Genomic DNA, 15,873 nt, shown 5'->3' with positions numbered 1-15,873 from the left:
CGCTACTTCCACTCCCTTACCGCGTAGCGTCAGACCGGCGCCTTCCACCCCATCATCTGCTGCTGCGCAACCAGCAGCAAATCGGACCCATCCTGCGTCAGCAGATAAAGCGCGTGAGTAATGTGTGGAATATCTTGAACATCACCGTTCTTGAAGCATTGGCAATGGAGCGTTTCAAGCAACTGGCTGGCGGCTCGGACGCGCTGTAAAGCGGCTTCGAGTATGTCTTGGGGATTGGCCTCGGTGTCGATAACCAATGGGCTTGTCTCGGTAACGCTGCTTTTGATTGAGCGGTAGCGATCGGGGAATGCATTTAGCGTTGGCATAGTAATTACTCGAGCATTAATTAGTAATCGCCAGCACCGTGACCAAACGATGGAGGCGGCTGTGTACAGGCTTGGTCAACCGCTAACACTCAAAACGGCTCGCCCGAAAGCGTCCTGCACACAGCCACCATTGCAACGCACTACGAGACATAGAAGTCCGCAGCGCGAATGATGGCACATATATGCGCAGTGTTAATCAGGTGACCAAACCTGTTCGCTGATTTTGCAGCGAGGTCAAACAGTAAACGCTGGCACCTCGCCGACGAAAGACGACAAAGAGTCCGAGTGTGTAGGACCAAGCCGAACCTCCCTCAGTTTTTTTACCTACATGAAACCTCTGTCAGAAACCTCCTCACGACAGGCGGCATTCAGTCGGGTTAACCATCGCTTAACCCCGCGGTCCAAAACTTTACTGGACCGCACGCCCTCAGAGTTCTCTGACGCCCAGTGCGGCAGGTTCGACGCCAATACGTCGAGCTGACTTCCCTCCCGCACCGGAGATCGTTCATGAACATGCGCACCTTGCTGATCACCACCGCCCTCGCCTGCACCGCGTTTGCCGGTCTGGCCCAGGCCAATGACACTTCGAGCTCCCAGGCGGTGCCGTACCACTACGGTATGCCGCTGCACGTGGGCAAGGTCATTACCTTGACCGAACCGTCGACGCTGGACTGTAAAGTGGTCACAGCGGACATGAAGTACATCGATAGCGCCTCGGGCAAGCCTGCGGAAATCTCCTACCGTAAACTTTCCGACGCCTGCAGTTATCAGAACTGACGGAAAGGTCTGATTCAACACTTTGCGGTATTCCGGTGAGGGGTTCTGGCGCTATGCTCTAGCGCCTCCCCTCACTGCCGCAAGGATTCGCCATGCAGTTATCGTTTCGTGCCTTGTCGACTTTTACCGCCGCGCTGTGTTTTCTGCTGGCCCTGATCTGGGGTTTGATGCCCGACTGGTTACTGTCAATCTGGGGTCTTGAATACTCGTTGGCGGTGGGCGTTGTCGCGCGGCGCAGTGCAATGCTGTTTGCGGCATTGGGTGTGATGTTTTATCTGGTTCGAAACGAGTCGCCTTCGACCACCCGCCATGCGCTGAGCAACGGTTTCATGGTCGGCTGCTGGGGGCTGGCAGCATTGGGCTTCGGTGAATGGCTCAATGGCCATGCCGGTCCGGGCATATTGCTTGCGGTGATGGTCGAACTGGCGCTGGGTCTGGCGTTTCTCCAGACCAGGCGCGTGTCGATGGAGCTCGAAACCGTGGGTTAAAGCGCTTTGCGGTCTGGGTGCAGCGTCTGGGCAATGGTTTGGTGCTGCATGTCAGAGCGCAGTCCAGCGATCAGGTCATTGATTTCTCGACAACCATTTAGCCGTTTGGCATTTATTCCTGTTTTTATTAGATCGAGGTGATCGGTTTCACGATCGGAATACACCTTGACGGTCATAGACAGGTCCGGCGACAGCGTGCATTGACAACGTTTCGGCAAAAAACTGCTTTCAATGATGTTGCGAAGTTCCAAGGCAGAAAGAAACATGGCGACCCTCTCCTTATTGTGAGACTGCCAATCAACGATCGATACTGACGCAATGACATCCCCGGTCAGCTCAAGACCAGCTAGAGCATAAAACATGCCTGGGATTTCGCCCTGCAGCTCATCGGCAAATCAACGATTTAGCCAAACGACTGCTAAATGGCCTCATGCAATCTGCAAGAAAGGCGTTGCTGTGCCCCTGCAATCCGCATACATCTCGCGACAAGTTTGCATTGGCCGACGACGCCAGTGAGAATGCGGCCAATCAATTCAGTATCCGCTGACCCCACTCGCACGCAAGGAGGCATCATGGGTTCGTTGATCCAAATCAATACCGTTGGGCTAATAGTTGCTGGGCTGTCGTGCGCTGCGCACGCCGCGAAACTCGAAGAAGTCGCGCCGTTCCCCAAACCCGAGAGCGGTTTCACCCGCCAGGTCATTCACCTTGCCCCACAGACTCAGGAAGACGGCTACCAGGTCGAAATCCTCGCTGGCAAAACCCTGACCGTTGACTGCAATCGCCAACGCCTGGGCGGCATTCTCGAGGAGAAAAATCTCGAAGGCTGGGGCTACCCGTTCTACCGACTGGAAAAAGTCATCGGTCCGATGAGTACACAGATGGCCTGCCCGGATGGCAAGAGCAAAAAGGACTTCGTGCCGGTGGTCGGTGACGGTTTCATGCTGCGCTACAACAGCAAACTGCCGATCGTGCTCTACGTGCCCAAAGACGTCGAAGTCCGCTACCGGATCTGGTCAGCGTCGAGCAAGGTCGAGAAAGCCGTCCAGGAGTAACCGTTCTGTCCCGTTACAGGAGCGCCATTTTGATTACCTGCCACGTCAAATATGTGATCGATCCGTACCAACTCAGCGAATTCGAAGCCTATGCCAAAGCCTGGCTCGGTATCGTCGAGCGTTTGGGCGGTACGCACCACGGGTACTTCCTGCCTTCCGAAGGCGCGAGCAATATCGCCTACTGCCTGTTCAGCTTTCCGTCACTAGCGGACTACGAAAGCTACCGGCATATCGCGATGACTGACGCCGAAAGCGCCGCACTGGTGGCTTCGCTGGTCGAGAAGAAGTTTATCGTCAGTTACGAACGGACCTTTCTGCGCCCACTGCTGGCCTGACACCGCTCACGCCGGGGCGCAGCTCATTGCGGCGCGCTCGGCCACATGGCGCAAACTGTCGAAATTGATATTGGCGCCTGAGTCGATCGCAACCAGGGTCTGACCACGGGCACCGGTTTGCGCCACGTACTTCTTGATTCCGGCCACAGCCAAGGCACCGGAAGGTTCGGTGATCGAGCGGGTATCGTCGTAGATATTCTTGATGGCCGCGCAGAGTTCGTCGTTGCTGACCGTCAACACCTCATCGACACAGAACCGACAAACTTCGAAACCATAAGCACCGATCTGGGCGACGGCCACACCGTCGGCGAAAGTGCCTACGCTCGGCAGGACAACGCGCTCGCCGGCCTGTAATGCCGCGAACAAACACGCGGAATGCTCCGACTCGACGCCGATGATGCGGACTTCAGGTCGCAAGTATTTGACGTACGCCGCGATGCCGGCGATCAGGCCGCCACCACCCACCGGGACGAAGATCGCGTCCAATGGACCTTGATGCTGACGCAGGATTTCCATGGCGACGGTACCCTGCCCGGCGATCACATCCGGGTCGTCGAAGGGCGAGACAAAGGTGCGACCGGTTTGCCGAGCCAGGTTCAGCGCGTAGTCCAGGGCAAACGGAAAACTCTCACCGTGCAGCACGGCGTCGGCGCCCCGGCTGCGTACACCGAGCACCTTCAGTTCCGGCGTCGTGCACGGCATCACAATGGTCGCGGCGATCCCCAATTCACGCGCCGCCAGCGCCACGCCCTGTGCATGATTGCCCGCCGAAGCGGTGATCACACCACGAGCCTTCTGCTCATCGCTCAACTGCACGAGTTTGTTGTAGGCGCCGCGGATCTTGAAGGAAAAGGTCGGTTGCAGGTCTTCGCGCTTGAGCAGGATCTGATTGCCGAGCGCCTCGGACAACGCTGGCGCCGGTTGCAGCGGCGTACGCACCGCGAGCTCATACACGGGCGCGGCGAGGATCTTTTTCACGTAATGCTCAAGCAAGGTCTGCTGGGCGGTGGTGCTGCTCATGGTCGTCTCCTGACGTTGATCAGAACCCAGGAGGCAGAAAGTAAAAACCCGCCTCTAGGGCGGGTTGGGTGCTGCAGTCGTGAGCTAGCCCGCCAAATAAGGAATGGCGGTAATAATGCTTGGCTGGCAGCGCAATACAGTGGAAGTCATGCCCGGAAATTAGCCGGGCGCTGATGGCAAGTCAATGGCCAATTTTACTCGGCCTCTGTAGGCTGACGACTCTGCTTATTGTCCCAAGGAAGGAAACCATGAAGTCTGTCGCCCTGCCCCTCATTGCCCTGATTGCGTTCGCCGGCTACACCGTTTCGGTGATGCTGCAGGCCGAACAGTCATTGATCGACTTCGGCATCAGCCTGATGTCGCGCCCCGACACGGCGCAGGTGGTGATTGATTTGTACCTGCTGGCGACGCTTGCGGGCATCTGGATGTACACGGATGCGCGCAAGCGCGGGCGGTCTCGGTTGTCGGTGATTCCTTACCTGCTGATTACCGCGATTTTTGTATCCATCGGGCCGTTGTTGTATTTGGTCGCGCGGGGATTTCAAAGCCGCAGGAAATCTGATGCTGCGACTCAACAGGTTTGATCCAGGAGTTGTTGTGCCGTTGAGATCGCCATCGCGAGCAGGCTCGCTCCCACATTAGATCTTCTGTGAACACATAATTTGTGATTGCCGGAGATTAAAGGTGGGAGCGAGCCTGCTCGCGATGGCAATCTCACAGCCACCGAAGTTACTTAGCCAAGCGCCTCAGCCCAAGCACCATCCCCCCCGCACCTAACGCCATCGCGGTCAGAAACAGCGGATACGAAACCCACCAGGGCACGCCCGCCGTCATCATGCTGAACTCCGACATGCCGCCGATACTTGCAATCAGGTTCAGCGGCAGAAACACCACATTGATCAACGTCAGCTTGCGCAGCAGGTTGTTCATGCTGTTGTTCATCAGGTTGCCCCGGGCGTCGATCAGCCCGGAGAACACCGTGGAGTAGATTTCCGCCTGTTTGTAGCACTGGTTGTTTTCGATGATCAGGTCGTCGATCAGGCCAATGGCTTCAGCGCTGAAGTGTTCCTTTTCCGCGTGGTTGCGCAGCCGGGTCAGCACCGCGCCGTTGCTGTGGATGGCATTTATGTAATAGATCAGGCTCTCGCTGAGGTTGAACATCTGGATCAGGTGCTGGTTTTCCATCGACGCATTGAATTTTTGCTGCAACTCCCGGGCAACCAGTTTGATCACCTTCAAGTGGCCCAGGTAGTGATGGATGTTGTTGAACAACAAGTCCAGCAACACATCCAGCGGCGTGTTCAGCCGCTGCCGAGTGCCGAGCCCGTGGAGCGGCGAGTCGTCGGTGGCGATCACCAGCAAACGGCCCGGCGAGAACAGCAAGCCGCAGGACGACACCTCGAAGACCAGGCTCCCGCCACCAGAATAGTTTTCCGGGCGTTTCCAGATCAGGAACAGGTTGTCGGGGTGAAACTCGATACGCGACACCTCGTCGGGGTCCAGGGCCGAGGCCAGGGCGTGTTCATCGAGCTTGAAATGGCTGTGCAGCAGGTCCCGCTCGGCGGCGTCGGGGTTGCTGAAGAGCATCACTTCGGCGTCCAGCCGTTCAACTTTGTGCAGGGCGCCGTGGATCAGTTGAAAGCTCTTGATCATCGGCCGTTCACCAGGCCTGGCCGCGGCGCTTGAGTTCCAGGCGACGGACAAACTCCTCCAGCACCAGTGAATACAGATCGTCCTGCAAGTAAGCGTCTTCGATGCCGGCGTCCATGTTCGGGTTGTCGTTGACCTCGATCACCACCACTTTGTCGCCGGACTGCTTGAGGTCGACACCGTAGAGGCCATCGCCGATCAGGTTCGCGGTCTTCACCGCCAGTTCCACCACCGCCCGCGGTGCTTCGTGAACCGCCAGGGTACGGCATTCGCCGTTGATGTCCTGACCCTTGGCTTTGTGGTTGTAGATCTGCCAATGGCCCTTGGACATGAAGTACTGGCAGGCAAAGATGGGTTTGCGGTTGAGCACACCGATGCGCCAGTCGTATTCGGTGTAGAAGAATTCCTGAGCCAGCAACAGCACCGAATGCTCGAACAGCTCGGCCGTGGCGTCGAGCAAGGCTTGCTGGCTTTCGACCTTGATCACGCCCCGAGAGAAACAACCGTCGGGGATCTTCAATACCAACGGGAAACCGAGACGCTCGCCGACCCGCTCAAAGTCTTCCGGTCGCTCTTTGTAGAGAATCTCGGTGGCGGGCATGCCCAGTTGATGGCTCTTGAGCAGATCGGTCAGATAGACCTTGTTGGTGCAACGCAGAATCGACGCCGGGTCGTCCATCACCACCAGCCCTTCGCTCTCGGCTTTCTTGGCAAACCGGTAGGTGTGGTTGTCGACGCTGGTCGTCTCGCGGATCAGCAGCCCGTCGTATTCGGCGATACGTGCGTAGTCCTTGCGTTCGATCAGCTCGACGTCGATGCCCAACGTCTTGCCAACCCTGACGAAGTTGTCCAGCGCCTTGGCATTCGACGGCGGTAACGCTTCCTGAGGATCGTGCAGGATGGCCAGGTCATAACGGGCCAAACGCCGGGAACGTGGCACGCGCCATATCTTGCGACTGAAACTGTCGAGTGAGTGGGCGAACTGATCTTCCTGATCTTCGCGCAACTTATGTAAGGCACCGGACTTTATCCCTTCAATGTGCCAGCCGTTAGTTCGACGAAACTCAACTAACAATATCGGGCACGGAAAGACTTCAAACAACTGTCGCGCCAGTTCCTGTAACGGCTCGATATGAGTCTTGCCAAAATACAGCGTCAGGGTAAAGCCTTCGGTATCGCTGTAAAGATGATGACTGAGCGCTTTTTCCAGGGTTTTATCCAGATCATCCAGGGCCAGGCCGTACAAGGATTTTCGAGTCAGTTCGCTGATGGTCCGCACCGACGGAATCACCTTGTGCCCACGGGCTTCGGCCAGCAGCGAGCAGTAGTAGCCGTGGCCCAGGTACTTGTAGCTGCGGCACAGGTTGATCACCTGGACCCGCTTGCCTCGCTCGTCGTCACGGGTTTGTTCGAGGTATTCCTGAGCCGTCACGATGTCTTCACTGGGGAAGTAGGAGGCCCAGTCTTCCTTGCGTTCGACGATGATAATCAACTGGCTGGAAGTTCTGGCACCGTCATTTAAATAAGTTGCTGCCGGCAAAGTTTGCTCGGATACTTCGCGCCAATGACCCTGTACCGCTGACATAGTGATTGATCCGTTGGAGAACAAGACCTTTCCTATTAAGCACGAACTTTTTAGAAAGTCCCGTTTCGTTACGCAACTTTTACGGTGGTCATATGAATCTGGTTTTTCGCTTGGCGGTGGTTGAAGATTTGCCGGCACTGCTGGAACTCGAACAACACTGTTTCACCACGGATCGGCTTAACCGTCGCAGTTTTCAATGGATGATCACCCGGGCCCATGGGCAATTGCTGGTGGCCCAGCGTGGCGAGCACCTGGTCGGTTACGCCGTGGTGCTGTTCCACCGGGGCACTTCGCTGGCGCGCCTTTACTCGATTGCGATCGCCACCGAAGCTCGCGGCAGCGGACTGGGCAAGCAATTGCTCCAACGCATCGAGGCCTGCGCCCTTGAACACGACTGCGCCTACCTGCGGCTGGAAGTACGCATCGACAACCCGGCAGCGATTGCCCTGTACGAAAGCAACGGTTACCGACGCTTTGCCCTGATTCACGACTATTACCAGGACCATGCCGACGCGCTGCGGCTGGAAAAGCGCATCCTCCAGCACCGCGACTCGCGCAACATCAAGGTGCCCTGGTATTCGCAGACCACCGATTTCACCTGCGGCCCGGCCTGTCTGCTGATGGCCATGGGCGCGCTGCAAGCGGATCGCGTGCTGGAGCGACGCGAAGAACTGCAGATCTGGCGCGAAGCGACCACCGTGTTCATGACCTCGGGCCATGGTGGCTGCAGCCCTCAAGGCCTGGCGCTGGCGGCATGGCGACGGGGTTTTGGAGTGCGTCTTCAACTGAGCATGGCCGGGCCACTGTTTCTCGATGGCGTACGCGATGCGCATAAAAAAGAGGTAATGCGGTTAGTACACGAGGAGTTCACCACGCAGCTACAAGAGACTGATGTGGAACGAGTGATCGGCGGACCACTGAACCTTCCACGGTTACTGGACAGTGGCGGACAACCGCTGGTGCTCATCAGCAGCTATCGACTGACCCGCTCCAAATCGCCGCATTGGGTGATCGTCACCGATTGCGATGAAGAGTTCGTCTACCTGCATGACCCGGATGTCGATCACAGCCAGCATCGCCAACCCATGGACTGCCAGCATTTGCCGGTCAGCCATGGGGAGTTCGACAAGATGAGCAGCTTCGGTCGAGGCAAGTTGCGGGCGGCAGTGGTCCTGTACGCCCGATCATGAGCTTCACAACCCATGTAACAGCTGGCGAACCTGTGGCGAGGGGATTTAGCGAAACGTCGCACCGCCCCGTTCGGCGGCGAAGCCGTCGTAAATCATTGGACGCGGTGTGGCTGGAAAAACGGGGGCCGCTTCGCAGCCCAACGGGGATAAATCCCCTCGCCACAGTTCGCCAGCTGCTACAAGGGATGCGTTACTTCAGGCCAATCCTGTACAGGGCTCCGTCGTCCTCATCGGTCAGTACATATAAGTACCCGTCGGGCCCCTGCCGCACATCGCGAATGCGCTTGTTGAGTTCGCCCAGCAATCGCTCTTCGTGAACGACCTTGTCGCCATCGAGCTGCAAGCGGATCAACTCCTGGCTCACCAGCGCGCCGATAAACACGTTGTGCTGCCAGGCCTTGAAGCGGTCAGCGTCGTAGAACGCCATGCCACTGACGCCGGGGGACTTCTCCCAGACATGGTGCGGGGCGACGGTGCCTTCGGCGGTCTTGCCTTTGGCTTCCGGGATCGGCTGGCCGGAATAGTTGATGCCATGGGTTGCTATCGGCCAGCCGTAGTTCTTGCCTCGCTCGATGATGTTGATTTCGTCGCCACCCTGGGGACCGTGTTCGTTTTCCCAAAGGGTGCCGGTCCAAGGGTTGAGCGCCGCGCCTTGCGGATTGCGCTGGCCGTAGGACCAGATTTCCGGGCGTACGCCGGCCTGGCCGACAAAGGGGTTGTCATCCGGCACCTGGCCGTCCGGGTAGATCCGCACGACCTTGCCTTGCAGCTTGTCGAGGTCTTGAGCGGTCGGCCGGTCGTTGTTCTCGCCCAGGGTGATGAACAGATAGCCGTCACGGTCGAACACCAACCTCGAACCAAAGTGGTTGCCGACCGAAAGCTTGGGTTCCTGGCGGAAGATCACTTTGAAATCCTTGATGGCCGTCAGGTCGTCCGACAGACGTCCGCGACCAACCGCCGTCCCGGCCTTGTCGCCCTCACCGCCACCTTCGGCATATGACAAGTAGACCGTGCGGTCTTGCTTGAAGTCGGGCGACAACGCTACATCCAGCAAGCCGCCCTGCCCCTTGGCCCAAACCTTTGGCACGCCACTGAGCGGAGCGGACAGTTTGCCGTCGGCGCTGACCACCCGCAGGTTGCCGGGCCGCTCGGTCACCAGCATCCCTTGGTGATCGGGAAGAAACGCCAGGGCCCAGGGATGTTCGAGCCCCTTGGTCATGGTCGTCACCTCAAGGGTGCCCTGTTCGCTTTTGAAATTCTGGGTTGGCGCAGCGAAAACGGGCGCCGTGACGGTGATCAGTGCGCTGGCACACAGTGTGGCCAGAAGGGTTTTACGCAACATGCACGATTCCTTTTGTCGTTCGAATGGCTGGCAAGAACGCTGTCGTGCCGTTCAACGGTTGCTGGTGTCTGCGTCTCGATGAGGTGGGTTGGGAATGAATTTGGGTGGGGTGGCGGGAGGCGAGCGATCCTGGGGATAGCGGTTGCCGACGCCACCATTGTCAAGCGTCGGAGGGCGCGGCACGGGCACTGTGTTCGGCCCACGGATGGCCGGCGCGCTGGGTTGCGTGCCTTGCATGCTGTTGGGATTGGCCCGGCGAATCGGACTGTTGTAAGGGTTGCTGGCATTGCCTGCCGGGCTCTGGGCCAACAGCAGTGAAGAAGGAGACGGCGCAGTGTCGGCCTGGGCCAGATTGCTCAGCATGCCACTCAACGCCAACGCGGTGCAGCCGAGCACAAATCTGTTCATGGGGAGCCTCTCGACATCAGCGTGGATAGAAACTTCGTTATCACGCTACGCCCGGGGTTCGGATTTGTTAACTAAAACCTCCTTCACAAGATGTAACACGAGTTGACCGGACCACCGATACGCCCGCAGGACAGGGTCGCAGCCCGCTGAAACTTTTGCGCAGCGTCACAGGTCACCTGAACATCACTCGCGAGAAGACGACCATGGCACGGGCAATCTGGAAAGGCGCGATCAGTTTCGGTCTGGTGCATATCCCTGTGGCGCTGGTCTCGGCGACGTCCTCGCAGGGGGTGGATTTCGACTGGCTCGACAGCCGCAGCATGGACCCGGTGGGCTACAAGCGCATCAACAAGGTCACCGGCAAGGAAGTGACCAAGGAACACATCGTTAAAGGTGTGCAGTATGAAAAGGGTCGGTATGTGGTCCTCAGCGAAGAGGAAATCAAGTCGGCACACCCGCTGTCCACTCAGACCATCGACATCTTTTCCTTTGTCGACAGCGAGCAGATCCCCCTGCAAAACATTGATACGCCCTACTACCTCGCGCCGGATAAACGCGGTGGCAAGGTCTATGCGCTGTTACGCGAAACGTTAAGCAAAACCAATAAAGTCGCCCTGGCTCATGTTGTGCTGCACACGCGTCAGCACCTCGCCGCGCTGATGCCGCTGGAGTCGGCGATGGTATTGGTGATGCTGCGCTGGCCCGCCGAAGTACGAAGTCTGGATACGCTTGAGTTGGGCAGTGACGTCACCAAGCCCGAACTGGCCAAAGGTGAACTCGATATGGCCAAACGATTGGTTCAGGACATGAGCGCAGACTGGAATCCCGAGGATTATCGCGACAGTTTTGAAGACAAGATCATGGCCTTGGTGGAGAAGAAGGCTAATGAAGGAAAGATCGAGGATGTGGAAACGGCGACTGGCGAAGAGGAGCGTAAAACCGCAGACGTTATCGATCTGACTGAGCTGCTTAAACGTAGCCTGGGAGGCAAGAACACGGGTAAAACGAAACCGGCCGCGCAGAAAAAAGCCACGAAGACTTCTCGTGGCTGATTGAAGGTTGTGCGGTGAATGTTATGGCCCCATCGCGAGCAGGCTCGCTCCCACAGGTGATCGCGAATAACTGTGGGAGCGAGCCTGCTCGCGATGGCTTTATACGCCGCAACAGAACATTCAGATCAGTACAAAAATCGCCACCACCCCTCCAAAAATCGCCCACTTTTCGAGGTAGTAACGCTTGCGGTTGCGCTTCTTCAGCGCTTTGCCGCGAAGGCGAATTTTGTAGATTTTGGCGAACAAGCGGTTGATACCGCCGATCTTGTCACCCGCTTCGTTCGGTGCGCCCGCCGCCGACATCACATGACGGCTGAACCAGCTGTTGAACGCCGCCGCCCAGCGATACTTCATCGGCCGCTCAACGTCGCAGAACAGAATGATGCGGTTCTGCCCGGTGGTGTTTTCAGCGTAATGAATGAAGGTCTCGTCGAACATGACCGCTTCACCGTCGCGCCAGTGGTAGTTCTCGCCATCGACGTTGATGTAGCAACCGGCATCGTTCGGGGTTTCCAGGCCCAGGTGATAGCGGTAGGAACCGGCATACGGATCGCGGTGACGGACCAGTTTCGAACCCGGTGGCAACTCGGCGAACATCGCCGCCTTGATCGAGCCGATGCTTTGCACCAATTCCGTTGTGCGCGGACAAAGTTTCATGGCCGAAGGATGGCTGTCGCCGTACCACTTCAGGTAGAAACGCTTCCAGCCCGTCTTGAAGAACGAGTTGAAGCCGACGTCGTCGTATTGATTCGAGCGCTTGATCTCCCCGGCCCTGAGCAGGTTCTGGCCCTCGGCGCGAATTTCTTCCCAATGGTCCTGCAACGGACTCAGATCAGGAAACTCGGCCGGGTTGAGGTAAGGCTTGTTGGGGATTTTCGAGAACAGATAAAGGAAGCAGTTGATCGGCGCCAGAAATGTCGAGTGGTCGCTCAGTTGACGGCCCATTTTGTGGCGCACGCGTCCGCGCAGGTGGACGTATGCAATGGAGACAACGTAAACAGCAACAATGATCAATTTCACAACAATCGTCACACGTCAGAAATGAACAAGCTGCGTCCCTTGCCGGCCAATCGGCCCAAGGGTCTTGTGCAGCGTCTGAATTAAGAACAGCGGTCCCGAATGGCGCGTTCTTGAGCCTATGCCGCCTGTCGGCATCAGGTGATAGATGGCATTTTAGCCACAGTTTGTAACCAATAGTTAACCTTCAACGGTGAAAATATGTCCACTGGTGCTGCCAAAGTGGCCGTGCGGCCTTAACGCCCTATCGTTTAAAGAGCCAGACCAGTACAATCGCCGCCAAACATTACGCGCCCCCCTTGGTTGACGACGGGAATGAACCCCGTCTCAGCGCACTTCGACTCGGGCCAAGCGCTCCATATGCTGCTGTCCACTTATTGCCAGATGGACCTTCCGCTTCTGACCGGGATGCATTTCCTGTGGTTCGAATAACGGAAACGGGTACTGAATCGGTACTGCCGCAACCCTAGCTACTCTGAATGCTTCGCAGGAAAAACCTTTGATCTCTACAGCTAACATCACGATGCAGTTCGGCGCCAAGCCGCTATTCGAAAACGTTTCGGTCAAATTCGCCGCGGGCAACCGCTACGGCCTGATCGGCGCCAACGGTTGCGGCAAGTCGACTTTCATGAAAATCCTCGGCGACGACCTCGAGCCGTCCGGCGGCCAGGTCATGCTCGAGCCGAACGTGCGTCTGGGTAAATTGCGCCAGGACCAGTTCGCCTACGAAGAATTCACCGTGATCGATACCGTGATCATGGGTCACGAAGAGCTGTGGAAGGTCAAGGCCGAGCGCGACCGCATCTACTCGCTGCCGGAAATGACCGAAGAAGACGGCATGGCCGTTGCAGAACTGGAAACCGAATTCGCCGAAATGGACGGCTACACCGCCGAATCCCGTGCCGGCGAACTGTTGCTGGGCCTGGGTATCGGCATCGAGCAGCACTTCGGCCCGATGAGCGAAGTGTCCCCAGGCTGGAAACTGCGCGTATTGCTGGCCCAGGCGCTGTTCTCCGATCCTGAAGTGTTGTTGCTCGACGAACCGACCAACCACCTGGACATCAACACCATCCGCTGGCTGGAAAACATCCTGACCCAGCGCTCCAGCCTGATGATCATCATCTCTCACGACCGTCACTTCCTGAACAGCGTGTGCACCCACATGGCTGACCTGGATTACGGCGAGTTGCGCCTGTTCCCGGGCAACTACGACGAGTACATGACCGTGGCGACCCAGTCCCGCGAGCAACTGCTGTCGGACAACGCCAAGAAGAAAGCGCAGATCTCCGAACTGCAATCGTTTGTCAGCCGCTTCTCGGCCAACGCCTCGAAAGCCAAGCAAGCAACCTCCCGCGCCAAGGCGATCGACAAGATCCAGCTGGCCGAGGTCAAGCCTTCGAGCCGTGTGAGCCCGTTCATCCGTTTCGAACAAACCAAGAAGCTGCACCGTCAGGCCGTTATCGTCGAGCGCATGGCCAAAGGCTTCGACGGCAAGACACTGTTCAAGGACTTCAGCTTCCAGGTTGAAGCCGGCGAACGCGTGGCGATCATCGGCCCGAACGGTATCGGTAAAACCACCCTGCTGCGCACCCTGGTCAACGAACTGACCCCGGATGCCGGTACTGTGAAGTGGACCGACGCCGCGGAACTGGGTTACTACGCCCAGGACCACGCTCACGACTTCGAAGAAGACTGCAACCTGTTCGACTGGATGGGCCAATGGACTCAGGGCGGCGAGCAAATCGTTCGCGGTACCCTCGGCCGCATGCTGTTCTCCAACGACGAGATCCTCAAGTCGGTCAAGGTCATCTCCGGTGGTGAGCAAGGTCGCATGCTGTTCGGCAAGCTGATCCTGCAAAAGCCGAACGTGCTGATCATGGACGAACCGACCAACCACTTGGACATGGAATCCATCGAGGCGCTGAACCTGGCGCTGGAGAACTACCCGGGCACGCTGATCTTCGTCAGCCACGACCGTGAGTTCGTATCGTCTCTGGCCACCCGCATTATCGAGTTGAGCCCTAGTGGCGTGATCGACTTCAGCGGCACCTATGACGACTACCTGCGTAGCCAGGGCGTTGTGTTCTAAGCACCGGCTGAAAATGGAAAGCCCTGTCCATGTGACGGGGCTTTTTGCATTTCAGAGTCGATCGTTCCCATGCTCTGCGTGGGAATGCCTCAACGGACGCTCCGCGTTCGGCTCCAGAAGGGACGCGGAGCGTCCCGGGCTGCATTCCCACGCAGAGCGTGGGAATGATCGGTTCAGGAGAAAGTAGTTAGCCTGCTTTCTTTTATTTTGCGCTCGCGCCATGATGCAGTTCTCCTACCGCCGCCCGCGAACGAGCCCTCATGTCTGTGCAGCAACTGCCACCACAAAGCTCCATGGCGATCACCCTGCAGATCGTCTCCATCGTCTTTTATACCTTTATTGCCTTCCTCTGCATTGGCCTGCCGATTGCGGTGTTGCCGGGGTATGTCCATGAACAGCTGGGTTTCAGCGCGATCATCGCGGGGCTGACCATCGGCTCGCAGTACCTGGCCACCCTGCTCAGCCGCCCGATGGCCGGGCGCCTGTCGGACAGCATCGGCACCAAGCGGGCGATTGTTTACGGGTTATCGGGGATTGTGTTGAGCGGCGTGCTGACGTTGATTTCAACGCTGCTGCAAAGTCTTCCGTTGCTGAGCCTGTTGATCCTGATTGCCGGTCGCTTGTTGCTGGGGATTGCCCAGGGCTTGATCGGGGTCGGCACCATCAGTTGGTGCATGGGTCAGGTGGGCGCGGAACATACCGCACGATCGATCTCCTGGAACGGTATCGCCTCCTACGGCGCCATCGCCATTGGTGCACCGCTGGGCGTGGTGATGGTTGGCGAGCTGGGGTTCGCCAGTCTTGGGATCGCGCTGTCGGTGCTGGCGCTGGCGGCGTTGTTGCTGATCCGAAACAAACCCTCGGTGCCGGTGATTCGCGGCGAGCGCCTGCCGTTCTGGGCGGTGTTCGGGCGCATTGTGCCGTTCGGCGCGAGCCTGAGCCTCGCCTCCATCGGTTACGGCACGCTGACCACCTTTATTACCCTGTATTACGTCAGCCGTGGCTGGGCCGGCGCGGCTTACTGCCTGACGGTGTTCGGCGTGTGTTTCATCCTGGCGCGATTGTTGTTCATCTCCAGCATCAGCCGTTTCGGTGGGTTCACCTCGGCCATTGCCTGTATGAGCATTGAGACGGCGGGCCTGGTGTTGCTGTGGCTCGCGCCTTCGACCGGTTATGCGCTGATTGGCGCAGGCCTGACCGGATTCGGTCTGTCACTGGTCTATCCGGCGTTGGGGGTCGAAGCGATCAAGCAAGTGCCCAATTCCAGTCGCGGGGCGGGATTGAGTGCTTACGCAGTGTTTTTCGATCTGGCCTTGGCGATTGCCGGGCCGTTGATGGGCGCCGTGGCGTTGAACCTGGGGTACACGTGGATATTCTTCAGCGCGGCGTTGTTGTCGGTGACTGGCCTCGGACTGACCTTGTTACTGAAACGCCGCGCAATGGCCTGACACCGCCCCCCCTTGTAGGAGCTGAGCTTGCTCGCGATGGCGGCGTCAGATTCAACATGGATGTTGGCTGACAGACCGCCATCGCGAGCAA

Annotated in this window: 16 protein-coding genes and 1 pseudogene; 9 read left to right on the top strand and 8 right to left on the bottom strand. The window is 57.9% G+C overall.

From position 1 onward, the window contains the following. Nucleotides 1-29 precede the first annotated feature (29 nt). Nucleotides 30-326, bottom strand: coding sequence for a hypothetical protein (locus IB252_RS10295; RefSeq protein ID WP_192408411.1), 297 nt, complete (start codon nt 324-326; stop codon nt 30-32). Nucleotides 327-833: 507 nt separating this feature from the next. Between IB252_RS10295 and IB252_RS10290 the strand changes: the two genes are divergently transcribed. Beyond that, nucleotides 834-1,103, top strand: coding sequence for a DUF2790 domain-containing protein (locus IB252_RS10290; RefSeq protein ID WP_008149978.1), 270 nt, complete (start codon nt 834-836; stop codon nt 1,101-1,103). A 92-nt stretch (nt 1,104-1,195) separates the two neighbouring features. Beyond that, entirely contained in the window at nt 1,196-1,591 is a 396-nt protein-coding gene (locus tag IB252_RS10285; RefSeq protein ID WP_111450019.1) for a hypothetical protein, read from the top strand. On the opposite strand, the gene IB252_RS10280 is transcribed toward IB252_RS10285, so the two are convergent. Next, complete coding sequence (locus tag IB252_RS10280) at nt 1,588-1,857, bottom strand: DUF1652 domain-containing protein (RefSeq protein ID WP_111450020.1); 270 nt, start codon at nt 1,855-1,857, stop codon at nt 1,588-1,590. The two genes, IB252_RS10285 and IB252_RS10280, sit on opposite strands and share 4 nt — an antisense overlap. A 306-nt stretch (nt 1,858-2,163) precedes the next feature. Between IB252_RS10280 and eco the strand changes: the two genes are divergently transcribed. Together eco and IB252_RS10270 are read left to right on the top strand one after the other, a co-directional pair. After that, nucleotides 2,164-2,646: a serine protease inhibitor ecotin gene (gene eco, locus IB252_RS10275; RefSeq protein ID WP_192408410.1), complete on the top strand. Its 483-nt coding sequence runs from the start codon at nt 2,164-2,166 to the stop codon at nt 2,644-2,646. A 29-nt stretch (nt 2,647-2,675) separates the two neighbouring features. Then, on the top strand, nt 2,676-2,981 hold the full coding sequence (locus IB252_RS10270) for an NIPSNAP family protein (protein WP_074876451.1): 306 nt from the start codon (nt 2,676-2,678) through the stop codon (nt 2,979-2,981). Between the two features lie 24 nt (nt 2,982-3,005). On the opposite strand, the pseudogene ilvA reads toward IB252_RS10270, so the two are convergent. Beyond that, nucleotides 3,006-4,001: pseudogene (gene ilvA / locus IB252_RS10265) on the bottom strand (threonine ammonia-lyase, biosynthetic); the annotation flags it as partial. Nucleotides 4,002-4,249: 248 nt separating this feature from the next. On the opposite strand from ilvA, the gene IB252_RS10260 reads away from it, so the two are divergent. Beyond that, a complete protein-coding gene (locus IB252_RS10260; protein WP_192408408.1) occupies nt 4,250-4,585 on the top strand; it encodes a DUF2834 domain-containing protein in 336 nt (111 codons plus the stop codon). Nucleotides 4,586-4,730: 145 nt separating this feature from the next. Here the strand turns inward: IB252_RS10260 and IB252_RS10255 are convergent, their stop codons facing one another. Both IB252_RS10255 and IB252_RS10250 read right to left on the bottom strand, forming a co-directional pair. After that, nucleotides 4,731-5,654 carry a magnesium transporter CorA family protein gene (locus tag IB252_RS10255; RefSeq protein WP_192408407.1) on the bottom strand — a complete coding sequence of 308 codons (924 nt, stop codon included), beginning with the start codon at nt 5,652-5,654 and terminating at the stop codon, nt 4,731-4,733. Nucleotides 5,655-5,661: 7 nt separating this feature from the next. After that, nucleotides 5,662-7,236 (bottom strand): RimK family protein, encoded by a 1,575-nt coding sequence (locus IB252_RS10250; protein WP_225607358.1) that lies wholly within the window; start codon nt 7,234-7,236, stop codon nt 5,662-5,664. 92 nt (nt 7,237-7,328) lie between these two features. On the opposite strand from IB252_RS10250, the gene rimI reads away from it, so the two are divergent. Further along, nucleotides 7,329-8,426 (top strand): ribosomal protein S18-alanine N-acetyltransferase, encoded by a 1,098-nt coding sequence (rimI, locus tag IB252_RS10245; RefSeq protein ID WP_192408406.1) that lies wholly within the window; start codon nt 7,329-7,331, stop codon nt 8,424-8,426. Nucleotides 8,427-8,616: 190 nt separating this feature from the next. Here the strand turns inward: rimI and IB252_RS10240 are convergent, their stop codons facing one another. Continuing rightward, nucleotides 8,617-9,768 carry a PQQ-dependent sugar dehydrogenase gene (locus IB252_RS10240; protein WP_192408405.1) on the bottom strand — a complete coding sequence of 384 codons (1,152 nt, stop codon included), beginning with the start codon at nt 9,766-9,768 and terminating at the stop codon, nt 8,617-8,619. A gap of 51 nt (nt 9,769-9,819) precedes the next feature. Next, entirely contained in the window at nt 9,820-10,176 is a 357-nt protein-coding gene (locus tag IB252_RS10235; RefSeq protein ID WP_192408404.1) for a hypothetical protein, read from the bottom strand. Between the two features lie 203 nt (nt 10,177-10,379). Here IB252_RS10235 and IB252_RS10230 point away from each other — a divergent pair, with 203 nt between their 5' ends. Further along, nucleotides 10,380-11,228, top strand: coding sequence for a Ku protein (locus tag IB252_RS10230; protein ID WP_192408403.1), 849 nt, complete (start codon nt 10,380-10,382; stop codon nt 11,226-11,228). 120 nt (nt 11,229-11,348) lie between these two features. Here the strand turns inward: IB252_RS10230 and lpxO are convergent, their stop codons facing one another. After that, on the bottom strand, nt 11,349-12,248 hold the full coding sequence (gene lpxO / locus IB252_RS10225; protein WP_192408402.1) for a lipid A hydroxylase LpxO: 900 nt from the start codon (nt 12,246-12,248) through the stop codon (nt 11,349-11,351). A 496-nt stretch (nt 12,249-12,744) separates the two neighbouring features. Here lpxO and IB252_RS10220 point away from each other — a divergent pair, with 496 nt between their 5' ends. Both IB252_RS10220 and IB252_RS10215 read left to right on the top strand, forming a co-directional pair. Further along, the gene (locus IB252_RS10220; protein ID WP_192408401.1) at nt 12,745-14,334 is read left to right on the top strand and encodes an ABC-F family ATPase; all 1,590 of its coding nucleotides are present in this window, start codon (nt 12,745-12,747) and stop codon (nt 14,332-14,334) included. 260 nt (nt 14,335-14,594) lie between these two features. Continuing rightward, a complete protein-coding gene (locus IB252_RS10215; RefSeq protein ID WP_192408400.1) occupies nt 14,595-15,782 on the top strand; it encodes an MFS transporter in 1,188 nt (395 codons plus the stop codon). The last annotated feature ends 91 nt before the right edge of the window (nt 15,783-15,873 follow it).

Source organism: Pseudomonas sp. PDM10 (assembly GCF_014852295.1).
GTDB lineage: Bacteria > Pseudomonadota > Gammaproteobacteria > Pseudomonadales > Pseudomonadaceae > Aquipseudomonas.
This window is presented reverse-complemented; position numbering and strand designations above follow the sequence as displayed.